Here is a 16,407-nt window from a genome sequence, read left to right as displayed (position 1 = left end):
CCGGTCGCCCACCGGCGACCGGGTCGAATTGCGTTCCCTAGCAAGCGTCTTCAATCGGTGCGGCGCGGGTCACATCCGATCGACGTGCGGCACCCTACGCAGGTGCGATAGATACTGACTCCATGGTGACCCACGCCCCACCGACCCGGACGCGGCGCGGACGACCCGGCCACGACCTCGAGTCGGTGGTGCAGGGCGCGGTGCGCGTGTTCAACGAGCGCGGCTACGACGGCACCGCGATGGAGAACCTGTCCCACGAACTGGGCATCAGCAAGTCCGCCATCTACCACCACGTGGAGAGCAAGGAACAGCTCCTGACGCTCGCCACCGACCGGGCCCTGGACGCCCTCTTCGCCCTGCTGGACGAGGTCGACCATCTGCCCGGATCGGCCTTCCACCGCCTCGAGGAGCTCGTCTATCGCGCCAGTCTGCTCCTGCTGAACGAGCTGCCGTTCGTGACGCTGCTCCTGCGGGTGCGCGGCAACACCCGGGCCGAGCGGCAGGCGCTGGCCCGGCGCCGCGAGTTCGACCGGCACGTCACCGTGCTGGTGGCCCAGGCCCGGGACGAGGGTCACCTGCGGGCGGACGTGGATCCCGCCATCACGGCCCGGCTCCTGTTCGGCATGGTCAACTCCGTGGTCGAGTGGTATCGGCCGCGGCGTGGGGACCGACCGGAGGAGCTGGCGGCGAGCATCAAGAAGATCGCGTTCTCCGGGGTCGCCACACCGTAAGCCGAAAGCCCGTTCCAGGCTTCGCGCTCGCAGCGACGCACCACCCAGCCCTCCTCCTGTCGAGGGTTCAGCTTTCCGTGCCCCGACCCCTTTAACCGACCGTTGATTCAGTAATAGAGTGGTGATGCGCCGCGCGGGGCTCGCACGGCGGGTCACGACCAGCCGCCCGCACGAGACGGGCCGCGGACGCCCAACCGCTGCCTGTGAAGAGGAGAAGACGTGTCCCGACACGAGAAGATCGCCCACCTGCAGGAGTTCCCCCCGGACACCCCCCAGCCCAACATCTACCCGCTCAGCTGGCCCACCGGCACGGCCGCCATGGAGGACATCTGGCGGAAGGCCCAGCAGGAGCTGTGGGATCCCACGCAACTGCCCTGGAAGGACTTCAAGCCCGAGCACTACACCTGGGAGGAGCGCGAGGCCATCGGCTACTGGTGGACGCTGCTGTCCGCCTTCGACGCCTCCGCCCCGCCGGTGTTCGCCTCCGCGCTGATCAAGGCCTACAGCGTCCACGAGGAGGACGTCGTCCGCCGCTGCTTCATGAGCATCACGCGCGACGAAGGCATTCACGAGCAGATGTGCCGACTCGCGGTCCAGGCGATGCTCGGCCACAACGACCCGCTCACCTACGAGCCGCGCACCGAGCTCGGCAAGCGCCTGCAGAAGAACGTCCGCTGGCTCTTCTACAACGGCGGCCGCTACTGGGAGGGCTTCCAGACCGCGCTGCCGCAGTACGACCTCGCGGTCCTCTTCTCCTCGTTCCTGATGGGCGAGATCGCCGCCGCGACGATCTTCCACCAGCTCGCGACCGCCTGCACCGAGCCCGTCTTCCAGGACGCCTTCCGCAGGATCGGCCGCGACGAGGGCCGCCACATGGGCATCTGCCTGACGCTCATGGAGCGCGACTACCCCAAGCTGGCCCCCGAGGACTACGCGCTGATCACCAAGCAGATCCGCGCCGGCTACCTCTTCCTGTCCTGCGTGCTGTTCGAGCCTCCAGCGGACTTCTGGGACCTGCCCGACGACTTCATCCCCAACCAGCGCGCCGCCGAAGAGGTCTGCCGCAAGGCGGGCTTCGGCGTCCCGGAGTACGAGGCGAAGAAGCGCAACTGGCGCCGCGCGATGCTTAACCTCAAGAGCGTCCTGGATCGCTACGAGATCCCGTTCCCGGCGATTCCCGAGGTCGACATCAGCGGCCAGGAGGTCACGGACGTCGACATCAACGACATCGTCCCGGTGTTCTGAGCGGGCCAGCATGGCGCGCATCGTGCTGTATCCGTCCGGGCAGGTCGTTCCGTACGAGTCCGGCCAAAGTGTCCTGGAGGCGCTCGAGCGCGCCGGCTTCCGCCCACCCCACAACTGCCGCTCCGGGGCCTGCGGCGAATGCAAGATGAAAGTCCGCGCCGGGGAGTACGACCAGGGCTTCGTGCTCGACTTCGCCCTGGAGCCCGAGGATCGCGCGGCGGGCTTCGCGCTGATGTGCAAGGCCACGATCGAGGGCGGCGAGCTGGAGATCGACTACGCGGCACCCTAGGCGCCGTGCCGCGCGGCGTGCGTACGCCGTACGGCGGGAGGGCACCCCGTACGGCGTACGCAACGAGAAGGGCCACCGACCCGGTCGGTGGCCCTTCTCGCGCGCTGGCTACTGCTTGCCGGAGCGCTCCCGGTTGCGGTCTTCCTTGGGGTGACCCTCGCGCAGGAACCGCCCGATGACCGGCCCGACGCGCTCGGCGCTGTCGAACAGCATCAGGTGGCCGCCGCCCGGCACGATGTGCAGCTTCGAGTGCGGGATCATCTTCTCCATGATCCGGTGGTTCATGAGGCGGGTGACCGGGTCGTCGTCACCACACACGATGAGCGTCTCCTGGCGGATCGCCCACATCCACGGCAGGGATGACCAGGCCCACAGGGCGCTGCCGCGGTAGAGGAAGTGCCGCAGGCTGGCCGGCCTGCTGACGTGCAGGCCGCCCATGAGGTGCGGCTCCTCGCGCAGCCGGCCGCCGAACATGGGGCCGGCGACCTTGTCGGAGTGCTCGGGCTTGTAGCTGTTGGGGTTGCTGAAGTGGTAGAAGGCCCGCATGCTGCCCGGCAGCGCGAACCCACCGAACGACGTCGAGACCAGCACGAGCCGGTCGACGTGGTTGGGGTGCATCAGCGCCATCTGCTGCGCGACCGCGCCGCCGAAGGAGCCGCCGAGGACGTGCGCCTTCTTGATGCCGAAGACGTCGAGCACCTGGGTGCCCAACTCCGCCAGTGAGAACATGTTCATGGGGAACTTGGGCAGCTGCGACTTGCCGATCCCGGGGGGGTCGAAGGCGATCGTGCGGAAGCCGGCGAGATAGGGCAGGACGGGCTCCCAGAGGTCGACTTCGCCGAAGATCCCGGAGTACAACAGGAGCGGCGGACCCTCGCCCTGGAGCTGGACGTGGATGTCGAGGCCGCGAAGACGAATCTGCTCATGCGTCACCTCGGCCGTGGAGATCCCGGCCAGCAGGTCGGAGACTTCGGACATGCTTCCTCCTTGCAAGCAGTGCGCGGTGGAACACGTGCGTCCCGTCTAGGATCGCACGGCCGGCCCGAAAAAGCGCTCGCCCGGCGGTCCCCACGTCGGGACGCCTAGGGGTAGTATACCGAACGAACGATCGGTCATGTGAGCAAGCTAGTTCCCTCTTCACGGCGGAAATCGGACGGTTGACTCTGATCCGGGTCCTCGCTAGCTTGGCTCACACTGACGGCGCCGTTCGCTGTTCGATGACTCTCGCCCCGCGAGGTCGCCGCGTTAGCTCTGGGAGCCACCGTCCGCCCATCCATCCGGCCGGCGGCCTTCCCTATGTCACCGCCCGCGTCCGCATCTACGACCTCTCGGAGGCGTCCAACGATGTACACCTTCGCCACGCCGCTGGAGCGCGCGCTCCGCACCAATCCCGACGCCATCGCGACGTACTGCGAAGGTCGTGTGCAGACCTACGCCCAGTTCGCGCGTCGCTGCCGCAAGCTCGGCGGCGCGCTGCGCGCCCTCGGCCTCAAGCCCGGCGAGCGAGTCGGCATGGTCGGCCCCAACTCCGAGCGCTACTTCGAGCTCTACTTCAGCGTCCCCGCCAGCGGGTTCGTCTTCGTCCCCGTGAACTGGCGACTGGCCGGCCCGGAGATGACGGCGGTCCTGGAGGACGCGGGCGTGAAGGTCCTCTTCCTCGACGGGGACTACCCGGTGCCGGACAGCGTGGAGCACGTCATCCGGATGCCGCAGGATTACCACGAGTTCGTGAAGGGCGGCGAGGAGATCGCCCTCGGCGAGGGCGTGCACGAGGACGACCTGGCGGTGCTTTTCTACACCTCGGGCACGACAGGCGTCGGCAAGGGGGCCATGCACACCCACCGCAGCCTGCTGGCCAGCACGATGCACTTCCTGGCGACGTGGCCCTACGACGCGGACTCGAAGTGGATGGTCTGCTCGCCGATGTTCCACACCGGCGGCACGCTCGCGATCATGGCCGTGGTCTGGGCCGGCGGCTCGCACGTCATCCTGCCGCAGTTCGATCCCGAGACCGCCTGCGACCTGATCGAGCAGCAGAAGGTCACGCACACGCTGATGGTGCCCACGATGCTGTCGGCCGCGAGCAAGTCGCAGCGCGCGAACCCGCGCAACGTGTCCTCGCTGAAGTACCTGAGCCACGGCGCCTCGCCCATCTCGGTAGAGACCCTGCGGGCCACCCGCAACGCCTTCCCCGACGCGGAACTGTTGCACGTCTACGGCACCACCGAAACCACCCCGTGCACGCTCTTCCTCAAGCACGAGGAGGACCTCATCGAGACGCCGCTGGTGAAGTCCTGCGGCCAGCCCGCCATCGGTGTCGAGGTCCTCATCGTCGACATGAGCACCGGCGAGGAGGCTCCGACCGGCACGGTCGGAGAGCTGTGGACGCGCACGCCCAGCACGATGAAGGGCTACTGGAACAAGCCCGAGGAGACCGCCGCGGTCCTGGTCGAGGGCGGCTGGTATCGCACCGGCGACCTGGGCTACGTCGACGCGGCGTCGCACGTGTTCCTCGTGGACCGCGCCAAGGACATGATCGTCACGGGCGGCGAGAACGTCTATTCCGTGGAGGTCGAGGTCGCACTGGCCTCGCACCCCGCGGTCGACGAGGTCGCGGCCTTCGGCATTCCCGACAGCAAGTGGGGCGAGGCGGTGTACGCCGTGGTCATGGCGACCTCGGACATCACCGCAGAGGAACTGATCGCCCACTGCAAGTCGCAGATCGCGGGCTACAAGGTGCCCAAGCAGATCGAGGTCTGGTATTCCCCGCTGCCCAAGTCGGCCGCCGGCAAGATCCTCAAGCGCAACCTCCGCGATCCCCACTGGGCGAATCAGCAGTCCTCAGTCGCAGGGAGCTAACTCATGTTGAGCACGATGCCTGACTTCCCCCTCACCCTCAGGCACATCTTCGAACACGGCAGAGACACCTATCCGGGCAGCCGGATCGTCACGCTCACGGCCGACGGCTACGCCGAGATCACGTTCGCTGACCTGGCCAAGCGGGTGGGCAAGCTGGCCAACGCGCTCGCCCGAGCCGGGGTGGGCCCCGATGACCGGGTGGCCACGTTCGCCTGGAACAACCAGGAGCACCAGGAGGCCTACTTCGCGGTGCCCTGCTCGGGCGCCGTGTTGCATACCGTCAACATCCGGCTCGCGCCGGCGGACATCGAATACATCGTCAACCACGCCCAGGACAGGGTCCTCCTGCTGGATGCGGCCCTGGCCGCGAACATCGCTCCGGCCCTGCCGAACTGCCCGACGCTGGAGAAAATCGTCGTGTTCGGCGAGGGCGACCGGTCGGTCCTGAGCGTGCCCTTCGTCGAGTACGAGGACTTCATCGCCGACGAGGCCGAAGACTTCGACTGGCCCGACCTGGACGAGAACTCGGCCGCCGCCATGTGCTACACGAGCGGTACGACCGGGCGTCCCAAGGGCGTCGTCTACAGCCACCGGTCGACGTTCATCTTCACGCTGGGCATGGCCTCGGGTGAGTCCCTCAAGATGAACTACGAGGACCGGGTTCTGCCGATCGTGCCCATGTTCCACGGCAACGCCTGGGGCCTGCCCTACATCTGCTGGATGGTGGGCGCGGATCTGTACCTGCCCGCGACCTACGCGCACGCTCCGCGCATCGCGCGCACCATCACCGACGAGAAGATCACGGTGGCGGGCGCCGTACCCACCGTCTGGTGGGACGTCCTCAACCTGGGCGACGACCCCGACAAGGCCCCTTACGACCTCGCCAGCCTGCGCATGATCCTGTGCGGCGGCTCGGCGTCGCCGCGGAGCCTCATCGAGGCCTACCAGAAGAAGTACGGCGCGACGTTCGCCGCCGGGTGGGGGCTCACCGAGACGCACCCCATCGCGTCGCTGGCCTTCCCGCCGCGCGACGCCACCCCCGACGAGGCCCTGGACTACCAGGCGACCGCGGGCCAGGTGCTTGCCGGCGTCGAGGTGCGCATCGTCGACGCGGAGGATCAGCCGCTCCCGCGCGACGGTGAGTCCGTTGGCGAGATCGAGGTGCGCGGGCCGTGGGTGACCACGAGCTACTACCTGGATCCCGCCGAGGACAAGTTCCACGACGGCTGGCTGCGCACCGGCGACGTCGGCACGATCGACGAACGCGGCTACCTGCGCATCACCGACCGGGCCAAGGACGTGGTGAAGTCGGGCGGCGAATGGATCTCGTCGCTGGAGCTGGAGTCGGCGCTGACCCACCACCCCGACGTCAAGGAGGTCGCGGTCATCGCGTCCCCCGACACGCGCTGGGGCGAGCGGCCGCTGGCCTGCGTCGTCCTTCGCGAAGGCTCGACGGTCACCCCGGATGAGCTGCGCGAATTCCTGGGCGACAAGGTCGCCAAGTGGTGGCTGCCCGACCTGTGGACCTTCATCGAGAACGTGCCGCGCACGGGCGTCGGCAAGTACGACAAGAAGTTGCTCCGGGACAAGCTCGCCCAGGGCGGGCTCGACGTCGCCACCGTCGGCGGCCGCCCCAGCGCCAAGGACTGACCAGCACGTTCCCTGACCCTACGAATGCGTTCCTGACCGAAGAACCCCCGACAGAGTGGGAGTAATGACCATGCCTGAAGCAGTCATCGTCGCCATTGGCCGTTCGCCGATCGGGCGTGCCGGCAAGGGGGCGCTCGTCAACGAGCGCCCCGACAACCTCGGCGCGTACGTGCTGGACAAGGTGCTGGAGAAGATCCCGGCCTTCGACCGCACCGAGATCGAAGACGTCATCGCGGGCTGCGCGCTGCCGGGCGGCGAGCAGGGCCACAACCTGGGCCGCATCGTGTCGATGCTCGCGCGCGTCGACGCGCCGGGTTGCACGGTTAACCGCTACTGCTCCTCCTCGCTGCAGGCGGTGCGCATGGCGTTCCACGCCATCAAGGCCGGCGAGGGCGACGCGTTCGCCGCCGTGGGCATCGAGATGGTGACGCGTTCCCCGCTCGGCGTCTACGCCGACCAGCCGGAGACCATCAACCACCGCTTCGACCGCGGCAACGCCGAGGGCCTGGACCAGGCGTACATGCCGATGGGCCTGACCGCGGAGAAGGTCGCCGACCAAGAGGGCATCACCCGCGAGGACATGGACCGCTTCGCGGTGCGCAGCCAGGAGCGCGCCGTCGCCGCGCAGAAGTCCGGCTTCTTCGACGCCGAGATCATCCCGATTCCGCTGGCGAGCGGCGAGATGTTCACCAAGGACGAGGGCCCCCGCGACGGCACCACGATGGAGTCCCTGGGCGGCCTGCGACCGGTGTTCAGCAAGACCGGCCGGATCACGGCCGGCAACGCCTGCCCGCTCAACGACGGCGCCGCGGCCACGATCATCATGTCCGACACCCGCGCCAAGGAACTCGGCCTGACCCCGATCGCCCGCATCGTCTCCACCGGTGTCAGCGCCCTGAGCCCCGAGCTCATGGGCCTCGGTCCCATCGAGTCCACGAAGCAGGCCCTGGCCCGCGCCAAGATGACGGCCGACGACATCGACATCCTGGAGATCAACGAGGCCTTCGCAGCCCAGGTGATCCCGTCGGCCACCGGCATCGGCATCGACCCGTTCGGGGACAAGCTCAACCCCAACGGCGGCGCCATCGCCCTGGGCCACCCCTTCGGCATGACCGGCGTGCGCATCCTCGCCACGCTGCTCAACGGCCTGAAGGCGGCCGACAAGACCATCGGCGTCGAGACCATGTGCGTCGGCGGCGGTCAAGGCATGGCCATCGTCGTGGAGCGGCTGTCCTGATGTCCTCGACACGTGGGTCGGGCTCCTCGACGGACAAGGAGCTCGGCTCCGACCCCGCGCAGGTGCCCGCCCACGTGCCGGCGGCCGCCGTTGAGGATCTGCAGGCCTCCGGCGAGGCGGCGCCCATCGCGGCCGATGAGGACCGCGAGGGTTTCGACGCTGCTGCAACGGGCGACACCGGCGGCGAAACGGCCGACGACGACGCCGTCGAGCACCCGGAGTTTGCCGAGGAGGCCGCGCTGCTCGCCGGCGGCGCTGGGGCCGTGGTCGGCCCCAGCCCGTTCGTGGGGTTCGGGCCCAAGGACGCCCTGGACGGGCTGCTGACCCTCGGCAAGAAGACCCTCACCAACCCGCTGGCTATCGCGGGCGCCGCGCCGCGCACCGCGGCGAGCCTGTTCCGCATCGGGACGGGACGCTCGGCCATCAAGCCGGACCGCACTGACAAGAGGTTCCGCGACCCGGCTTGGGAGGACACCCGCCTGCTCAAGGCGCTGATGCAGGTGTACCTCTATGCCGGCGGGGAGATCGACACGTTCGTCGAGAGCCTCGGACTCCCGGAGAAGGATGTCGAGCGCGTCGAGTTCGTCGTCCACCTCATCCGCGAGGGGCTGGCCCCGACCAACAACCTGGTGCTCAACCCGGCCGCGCTGCGCAAGGCCAAGGAGACCCGCGGGGAGTCCCTCGCCCGGGGGCTCGGCAACCTGATCCACGACCTGCGCACCAACCACGGCATGCCCTCGCAGGTGAACCGGGCGCCCTACAAGGTCGGCGAGAACCTCGCCGTCACACCCGGGGCGGTCGTCTACCGCGACGACATCATGGAGGTCATCCAGTACCAGCCGCAGACCGAGACGGTCGGTTCCCGTCCGTTGTTGGTGATCCCGCCGCAGGTCAACAAGTACTATGCGCTGGATCTGGCGCCCGGCCGCAGCATGTACGAGTACCTCATCCAGCAGGGCATCCAGCTGTACGGCGTGAGCTGGCGCAACCCCACCGCCAAGGAACGCGACTGGAACTTCGACACGTACGCGGACGCGGCCCTGCGCGCGATCGAGGTCGTCTGCTCGATCTCGGAGTCGCCCGACCTCAACATCATGGGCGGCTGCGCGGGCGGAATGATGGTCTCCATCCTCACGTCGCTGCTGGCCAGCCGTGGTGAGACCCGCATCAATTCGACGACGATGCTGGTCACCCTGCTGGACAGCCGGGTCGACGCCGAGATCCTGCTGTTCGCCTCGCCGCAGACAGTGAAGGCGGCCAAGCTTCAGTCGAGCCGCACGGGCTACCTCGACGGGTGGCGCATGGCTCAGGTGTTCGCCTGGCTCCGGCCGAACGAGCTGGTCTGGAACTACTGGGTGAACAACTATCTGCTGGGCAATGACCCGCCGACGTTCGACATCCTCGCCTGGAACGCGGACACCACGCGCCTCCCGGCCGCCCTGCACCACCAGCTCCTCGACATCGTCACCGAGAACCAACTGGCCAAGCCGGGCACCGCCAACATCCTCGGCACGCCCATCGACATCGGCCAGATCGCCACGGACACCTACGTGGTCGCGGGCCTGACCGACCACATCACGCCGTGGGCCGGGTGTTACCACACCGCGCACATGGTCTCCGGCGACTGCCGGTTCGTGCTGTGCTCCAGCGGCCACGTCCAGACGCTGGTCGCCGCGCCGGGGCACAAGGGCATGCACTACTTCACCAACCCGGACACCTCAGGCGACTACGAGACGTGGTTGGCGGGCGCCGAGCGACACGAGGGGTCCTGGTGGGAGGACTGGGTGGAGTGGCTCAGCCCGCGCTCCGGACCGCCCCAGCAGGCGCCCGAGACTCTGGGCAGCGAGGAGTACCCCGCGATGGAGCCGGCCCCCGGCACCTATATCCACACCTGATCTCGGGGGTGCGGACCGGCCCACCCCGTGCGCCCCGCACCCGACGTACATCCCTCACCACACGCAGCACGTATACGTCAGCGACACACGAAGAAATGGAGAACCGAAGCGATGAGTGAGAACGAAGCCCGGGTGGCTCTGGTAACCGGCGGCACGCGGGGGATCGGCTCCTCCATCTCCTTGGTGCTGGCTCGCGCCGGCTACAAGGTGGTCGCCGTGTGCAACAGCCACCGCAGCGAGGCGGACGCCTTCGCCGCATCGGCCAAGTCCGGCGAGGGCCTCGACATCGAGGTCCGCCAGGCCAACGTCGCCAACCCGGCGGACTGCGAGTCCGTCGTGAACGGCGTCCTCCGCGACCACGGACGCCTGGACGTCCTCGTCAACAACGCCGGCATCGTGCGCGACCGGTCCGCCCTGAAGATGCAGCTGCTCGACTTCGACCAGGTGATGAAGACCAACCTCTACGGCCCGTTCTTCATGGCCAAGGCCGCCCTGCCGTCGATGATCGAGAAGGGCTACGGCCGGATCATCAACATCAGCTCGTTCGTCGGCGAGACCGGCCGTATCGGCCAGTCGAACTACTCGGCCAGCAAGGCCGGCCTGTTCGGTCTGACGAAGACCCTGGCGCTGGAGACCGCCCAGAAGGGCGTCACCGTGAACTGCATCATCCCCGGCGCGATCGAGACCGAGATGTCCGGCAGCCTGCCCGCCGAGATCCTGCAGTCCGTCATCGACATGGTGCCCATGAAGAAGATGGGTCAGGGCGAGGACATCGCGGAGGCAGTCAAGTACCTGGCGTCCGCCGAGGCCGGCTACGTCACCGGCGCGCTGCTGCCGGTCGCCGGTGGCCTGCTCATGATGTGACCCGAACACGCCGTACGGCGCAGGCCCGGTGGTCGTCCTCGCGGACGGCCACCGGGCTTCGTCGTTGGGTTTGCTGCCTCGGGCGGCGCCGATCTCCGGTCGGCGAGCCATCGTTTGGTGACGGGGGCGCGATGTGGTGCCCCGGAACGCATCACGCCCCAGTCAGGGTGTCAGTCCGAACAGCACGCGTTGGTCAGCGCGACGCGGGCTGGGCCGGGGGCCGCAGCGCCAGCGACAGCGCGAGACCCACAGCGGCCAGCACCGCCGCGAGGACGAAGGCCGCGGAGAAGCCTCCGGTGCGTTCGGCGATAGCCCCGGCCACGACCGGGCCGACGGCCTGGCCGATGCCGAAGGCCACGGTCAGCGTGCCGAACACGCTCGCGGCCGCCGTCGGCGGCAGGTAGTCCCCCACCGCCGCCACCATGATGCCGGGGATCGCGAAGGCGGCCACCCCGAACAGGATCACCGAGGCGTAGACCCCCCACAACGGCAGGGACTGGCTGATGGCCACGTAGGAGAGGCCGTGCAGGGCAAACACCGTGGCGAGGCCGATCCCCCGGCCGGCCCGGTCGGACAGCGCCCCGAACGGCGGGCCCGACAACATGCTGCATGCCCCGACGATGACCCAGAAGAACCCCGCCTCGCGCTGGCTGAAGCCGTGCTCCTGGACCAGCGCGGTGACGATGAAGGTGATGTACACGACGTACGTGCATCCGAAGAGGAAGTAGATGGCGCCGAGGTGCAGCATGGGCCGCAGCGCGCCCCGCGAGAGGCTCTTCGCGGCCCCGGCTGAGGCGCCCGCTACGGCTCCGCTGCGGGCCGCGGCGGCGGGGGCCGAGTGGCCCGAGCCCGCGGCGGCGTCGGCGCTGTGCGTGTGGACGTCGAGCCCCAGTTCGGAGGGGTGGTTACGCACCCACAGCCCCACGACGAGGGCGACCAGGGCGACGATCGCCCCGAGGATGACCCAGCTCGTGCGCCACCCGGGAGCTCCCCAGCGGCCGATCACCAGCGGAACGAGCAGCCCGCTCAGCACGATGGCCGGCCCGCTGCCGATCACGAGGATGCCGGCCGCCCGGCCCCGCAGGCGGCGGGAGAACCAGTGCGGAATGAGCCCGGAGGCGGCGACGTACGCCGTACCGGATCCGAGACCCGTCACCAGATAGAACGGCCACACCAGGGCCACGGAGCTGGCCGAGGCCACCAGCAACAGGCTCACGGCGATCATCACGAGACCGCCGACGATAACCGTCCGCGCGCCGAACACCCGGACGATCCGACCGCACACCAGCGCGGCGACCAGGTAGCCCACGAAGTTGCCGGTGCTGATGAGGCCCATGTCGGTGTACGACAGGTTGAGATCGGTCCGCATGGCCGGGAGCAGCATGCCGAGGGAGAACCGCGCGACGCCCAGGGAGGCGAACGTGGTGGCCATGCCGAGGACGGCGACGATCCAGCCGTAGTGGATGCGCCCCTCGGCCAGCCGTGCGCCCGGGGGGATGGTCTTCGTCGGCGGAGTGGTGCGGTCCGAATTGCTCATCATGCGTCCTCCCTAGCGCACCCGGGCCGGTCGACGCACGCGTCGACCGGCCCGGGGGAACGGTGTGCGAAAGAGTCAGGCCCGATGCGCCGCGGCCTGGACCTCCTCTGCGGGGGCCTGCAGCGCCCGCGGGTCGTAACCCGTGACCGCCTGGATGTGGATGCGCTCGAACAGTTCGTCGGCGTGCGCGCGCTCCTCGCCCTTCGGCTGCGTCGCCAGCGAGACCAGCCACATCACGAGGAAGCCGACCGGGATGGAGAAGATGCCCGGGCTGCTCAGCTTGATGAGCGCAGAGTCCGCCGACTGGAAGGCCGGGCTCATGAAGATGATCGCGATGGCGGTCACGAGGCCCGCGACCATGCCCACCGCGACCCCGGTGGCGGTGGCCCGCCGCCAGTAGATCGTGAAGAGCAGCGCCGGCAGGTTGCTGCTGGCGGCCACCGCGATGGCGAGCGTCGCGAGGAAGGCGACGTTCTGCTTCTGGGCAGCGAGCGCGATGAGGGCCGGCACCAGCACGCTGACCACCGTGGCGAGGCGCGCAATGCGCAGCTGCGCGTGGTGCTCGACGTCGCCCTTCATGAGGAGCTTGGCGTACAGGTCGTGGGAGACCGAGCCCGTCGTGGCGATGACCAGGCCGGACAGCGCCGCCAGGATGGTCGCGAAGGCCACCGCCGAGACGAACGACAGCAGCAGGTCGCCACCGAGCAGGTTCGACAGCTGGGGAACGGCCAGGTTGCCGCCCGCGCTCTTCTTCTTGATTTCGGCCTGCCCGACCAGGAGCATCGCGCCGTACGACAGGACCGGGAGCGTGATCAGGAAGACCGCGAAGATCCAGATGGCCGACACAGCCGACGTCCGGGCCTCGGCGCCGTTCTTGACGGTGAGGAACCGGATCATGACGTGCGGCAGGCCGAGGACACCCAGGGTGACCCCGAAGATCATCGAGAACTGCTCCCACTGCGGGACCGTCCCGGCCCGCGTCGGCAGGATCGCCTTGTTGTTCGGCAGGGCCCCGGCCGCCTGCTGGAAGACGTTCATGGGGTTCCAGCCGAACTTGCTCAGCACGAGCACCAGGAGCAGCGCGCCGCAGAAGAGCAGGATCGCGGTCTTCACGATCTGGATGTAGGTGGTCGCGATCATGCCGCCGAACAGCGTGTAGACGAGCGTCAGGACGCCGATGGCGACGGCCGCGATCCAGTATTCGATGCCGAACAGCAGCTGGATCAGCAGGGCCGCGCCGACGAACTGGGCGACGATGTAGAGCAGCGACACGACGATCGAGGCCGTCGCGATGACGCCGCGCACGTTGTTGCCGGGGAACCGCGTGGCGAGGACGTCACCGAGGGTGAACTTGCCCAGGTTTCGCAGCGGCTCGGCGACCAGCAGCATGCACAGCAGGTAGGCGATGGGGATGTAGACGGCGAGGTAGAAGCCGTTGAACCCGCCCAGCGCGATGGCGCCGGTGGTGCCGAGGAAGGTCGCCGCCGAGATGAAGTCGCCGGCGATCGCGACGCCGTTGGCCCGCCCGGAGATCGCGCCCTTGGCGACGAGGTGCGACTCCACGCTCTTGTTGCGCTTGCCGGCCCAGTAGGTGATCCCCAACGTGACCGCGACGAGGACGAGGAAGAGGATTGCCGCTGGCGCGCTCACGCGTGGCCACCCCCATCCACGGCGAGGGCGTGCGTGGGCTTGTAGGGCTCAAGCTCCTGCTCGACCTTGCGCATCCGGCTGCGGTAGATCGAGGTCAGGATGACCACGAAGAAGAACTGGGCGAACGCGTAGATGTAGGCCCAGCTCATGCCGCTGAAGGCGATGCCGTCCAGCGCCGAGGTGAAGTTCGTGAGGATCTGCTGCAGGAAGAAGAAGACCAGCGTGCTGATGACCAGGGGGGTCACCAGCTTCTTTCGGGCTTCGACCATGCCTCGGTAATAACGGTCGTGCTGTGGATCGTGGGGCATAGCGGTGTGGTTCCTTCCCGCCCCGGCGTCCCCTCATGGTCGAGGTCGCCCGAGGCGTCGGTGACGGGGAGCGACGACGTAGCCACAAGGTCGCGGCTCGGCCCGAGCGGCGTCCCGTGAGGTCGGATCACGACCCTGCGACGTCCACCGGGGATCCTCGCGACTATTCGTCTGCGGGGCGTGATCGACCCGGTCGTCGGGTTCGACGTCGATGTCTTTCGCGACCCTGTGCCGGGCGTGCGGTGAGCGGGACGACGGTGCGCGGTTGCCCTGCTCCGCGTTGTCCAGCTCACATACAGCTCGGCGACGCCTTAGTATTCCCGACCGAACGTTCTGGTGTCTAGGGTGACCACATCATCACCCTGACCAGGGGTTCGACCCGATCGGGCCGGAGAAGGACGAACGGTCGGCGTACGGCGCCGTACGGCGTTTCGGTGCGACGACCGACCCTCGCCGGGGACCCGTCGTGCGCCGACCGGACGATCGCCCAGAACGGGCGCCCCGGGCCGGTCCGTCCACCCCGTTCGGCGGAACTAGGCTGGCGGGCATGAAGATCGCCGTCGCCGGGCTGGGTTATGTCGGCCTCGCCAACGCCGTCATCCTCGCTCAGCACCACGAGGTGGTGGCCGTCGATATCGACCCCCGCCGGGTCGACCTCGTCAACGACCGCAAAGCGCCGATCGTGGACGCCGAGCTCGAGGACTACCTGGCGACCCGGGAGCTCAACCTGTGGGCCACCACCGACGCGGAGGCGGCGTACGCCGACGCCCATTACGTCATCGTGGCCACGCCGACCAACTACGACGAGAAGCTCAACTTCTTCGACACCAGCAGCGTCGACGCGGTGCTCGCCGAGATCGAGCGGGTCGACTCGCGGGCCGTGGCCGTCATCAAGTCGACGATCCCGGTGGGGTTCACGCGGAGCGCCCGCGAGCGGTTCCCCGGACTGCGGATCATGTTCAGCCCCGAGTTCCTCCGCGAGGGCCGGGCGCTCTACGACAACCTGCACCCTAGCCGCATCATCGTGGGGGGCACCGGCCCGGAGGCCGACAAGCTCGCCGCGCTCTTCCGCGAGGGCTCGCTGGATCCCGACACCCCGGTGCTGCTGACCGGCTCGACCGAGGCCGAGGCCATCAAGCTGTTCGCCAACACCTACCTGGCGATGCGGGTGAGCTACTTCAACGAGCTGGACACGTACGCCGCCACGCGCGGGCTCAACACCCGCCAGATCATCGAGGGCGTCGGGCTGGACCCCCGCATCGGGCTGCACTACAACAACCCGAGCTTCGGCTACGGCGGCTATTGCCTGCCCAAGGACACCAAACAGCTCCTGGCCAACTACGAGCAGGTGCCGCAGACGCTCATCAGGGCCGTCGTGGAGTCGAACACGACCCGCAAGGATTTCATCGCCTTCGACATCCTCGCCAAGAACCCGCGGGTCGTCGGCATCTACCGGCTGACGATGAAGGCCGGCTCCGACAACTTCCGGTCCTCCTCGATCCAGGGGATCATGAAGCGGATCAAGGCCAAGGGCATCCCGGTGATCATCTACGAGCCCGGCTATGCCGAGGACGAGTTCTTCCACTCCGAGGTCGTGCGCGAGCTGGACGACTTCAAGGCGAGGGCTGACGTGATCATCGCCAACCGGCACTCCCCCGACCTGGCCGACGTCGAGGACAAGGTCTACACCCGGGATCTGTTCGGTTCGGACTGACCCGCGGGCTGGTCCCGTGAAATTTCACGGAATTGACCCGCTATCGAACCGGCCCGTACGGTCGATGAGGAGTCATGACGAGGACCCCCAGGACCCCCGGAAGGACCGGTCATGACCGACGCAGCAATCGCGGCCGAGGGCACGTCGAACGAGGGTGCTTGCGAGAGGCAGCAGGCGGACGAGATCCCCGAGGTCGACGCGCGGCTCATCCCCCCGACGGTCCGGCACGGGGCCATCCTCGGCGCGCTGAGCGTGGTGCAGCCCGGCGACTCGCTGATCGTCGCGGCCCCGCACGATCCGTTCCCCTTGCTCGCGCAGATCGACGAGCGCGAGGGCGACAACGTGCGGTACAGCTACGTCCAGCGCGGCCCCGACGTGTGGCGGGTCCTGCTGGAACGCGTCGCTTAGAGCGGTCGGCTCAGGTAATC

General features: G+C 68.4%; 14 protein-coding genes. 10 read left to right on the top strand and 4 right to left on the bottom strand.

The genetic code is table 11. The features are described from left to right. The first annotated feature begins 122 nt into the window (after window positions 1–122). The 3 genes from IPK37_09700 to IPK37_09690 all read left to right on the top strand — a co-directional run bounded on the left by IPK37_09700 (window position 123) and on the right by IPK37_09690 (window position 2,265). A complete protein-coding gene (locus IPK37_09700) occupies window positions 123–731 on the top strand; it encodes a TetR family transcriptional regulator (protein ID QQS02536.1) in 609 nt (202 codons plus the stop codon). Between the two features lie 219 nt (window positions 732–950). After that, a complete protein-coding gene (locus IPK37_09695) occupies window positions 951–1,976 on the top strand; it encodes a hypothetical protein (GenBank protein QQS02535.1) in 1,026 nt (341 codons plus the stop codon). A 10-nt stretch (window positions 1,977–1,986) separates the two neighbouring features. Further along, entirely contained in the window at window positions 1,987–2,265 is a 279-nt protein-coding gene (locus IPK37_09690) for a 2Fe-2S iron-sulfur cluster binding domain-containing protein (protein QQS02534.1), read from the top strand. A 108-nt stretch (window positions 2,266–2,373) separates the two neighbouring features. On the opposite strand, the gene IPK37_09685 is transcribed toward IPK37_09690, so the two are convergent. Further along, on the bottom strand, window positions 2,374–3,243 hold the full coding sequence (locus IPK37_09685) for an alpha/beta fold hydrolase (protein QQS02533.1): 870 nt from the start codon (window positions 3,241–3,243) through the stop codon (window positions 2,374–2,376). A gap of 366 nt (window positions 3,244–3,609) precedes the next feature. On the opposite strand from IPK37_09685, the gene IPK37_09680 reads away from it, so the two are divergent. The 5 genes from IPK37_09680 to fabG all read left to right on the top strand — a co-directional run bounded on the left by IPK37_09680 (window position 3,610) and on the right by fabG (window position 10,770). Beyond that, a complete protein-coding gene (locus IPK37_09680; GenBank protein ID QQS02532.1) occupies window positions 3,610–5,124 on the top strand; it encodes an AMP-binding protein in 1,515 nt (504 codons plus the stop codon). Window positions 5,125–5,127: 3 nt separating this feature from the next. Next, on the top strand, window positions 5,128–6,774 hold the full coding sequence (locus IPK37_09675) for a long-chain fatty acid--CoA ligase (protein ID QQS02531.1): 1,647 nt from the start codon (window positions 5,128–5,130) through the stop codon (window positions 6,772–6,774). A 70-nt stretch (window positions 6,775–6,844) separates the two neighbouring features. Beyond that, window positions 6,845–8,011, top strand: coding sequence for an acetyl-CoA C-acyltransferase (locus IPK37_09670; protein ID QQS02530.1), 1,167 nt, complete (start codon window positions 6,845–6,847; stop codon window positions 8,009–8,011). Beyond that, a complete protein-coding gene (locus IPK37_09665) occupies window positions 8,011–9,906 on the top strand; it encodes an alpha/beta fold hydrolase (protein QQS02529.1) in 1,896 nt (631 codons plus the stop codon). The genes IPK37_09670 and IPK37_09665 overlap by 1 nt, the downstream gene beginning before the upstream one ends. A gap of 111 nt (window positions 9,907–10,017) precedes the next feature. Continuing rightward, window positions 10,018–10,770 (top strand): 3-oxoacyl-ACP reductase FabG, encoded by a 753-nt coding sequence (gene fabG / locus IPK37_09660; GenBank protein ID QQS02528.1) that lies wholly within the window; start codon window positions 10,018–10,020, stop codon window positions 10,768–10,770. Window positions 10,771–10,963: 193 nt separating this feature from the next. Here fabG and IPK37_09655 read toward each other — a convergent pair whose 3' ends face one another. From IPK37_09655 to IPK37_09645, 3 genes are all read right to left on the bottom strand, one after another. Continuing rightward, entirely contained in the window at window positions 10,964–12,307 is a 1,344-nt protein-coding gene (locus IPK37_09655) for a YbfB/YjiJ family MFS transporter (GenBank protein QQS02791.1), read from the bottom strand. Window positions 12,308–12,382: 75 nt separating this feature from the next. Continuing rightward, complete coding sequence (locus tag IPK37_09650; protein ID QQS02527.1) at window positions 12,383–13,957, bottom strand: cation acetate symporter; 1,575 nt, start codon at window positions 13,955–13,957, stop codon at window positions 12,383–12,385. Then, a complete protein-coding gene (locus IPK37_09645; protein ID QQS02526.1) occupies window positions 13,954–14,226 on the bottom strand; it encodes a DUF485 domain-containing protein in 273 nt (90 codons plus the stop codon). The genes IPK37_09650 and IPK37_09645 overlap by 4 nt, the downstream gene beginning before the upstream one ends. A 586-nt stretch (window positions 14,227–14,812) precedes the next feature. Here IPK37_09645 and IPK37_09640 point away from each other — a divergent pair. Both IPK37_09640 and IPK37_09635 read left to right on the top strand, forming a co-directional pair. Further along, window positions 14,813–15,979: a nucleotide sugar dehydrogenase gene (locus IPK37_09640; protein QQS02525.1), complete on the top strand. Its 1,167-nt coding sequence runs from the start codon at window positions 14,813–14,815 to the stop codon at window positions 15,977–15,979. Window positions 15,980–16,090: 111 nt separating this feature from the next. Further along, on the top strand, window positions 16,091–16,387 hold the full coding sequence (locus IPK37_09635) for a DUF2249 domain-containing protein (protein ID QQS02524.1): 297 nt from the start codon (window positions 16,091–16,093) through the stop codon (window positions 16,385–16,387). The last annotated feature ends 20 nt before the right edge of the window (window positions 16,388–16,407 follow it).

Origin of the sequence: Austwickia sp. (assembly GCA_016699675.1) — a bacterium.
Classification (GTDB): domain Bacteria; phylum Actinomycetota; class Actinomycetes; order Actinomycetales; family Dermatophilaceae; genus Austwickia.
Note: the sequence above shows the minus strand (reverse complement) of the source record. Positions and strands in the feature narration are given on the sequence as shown.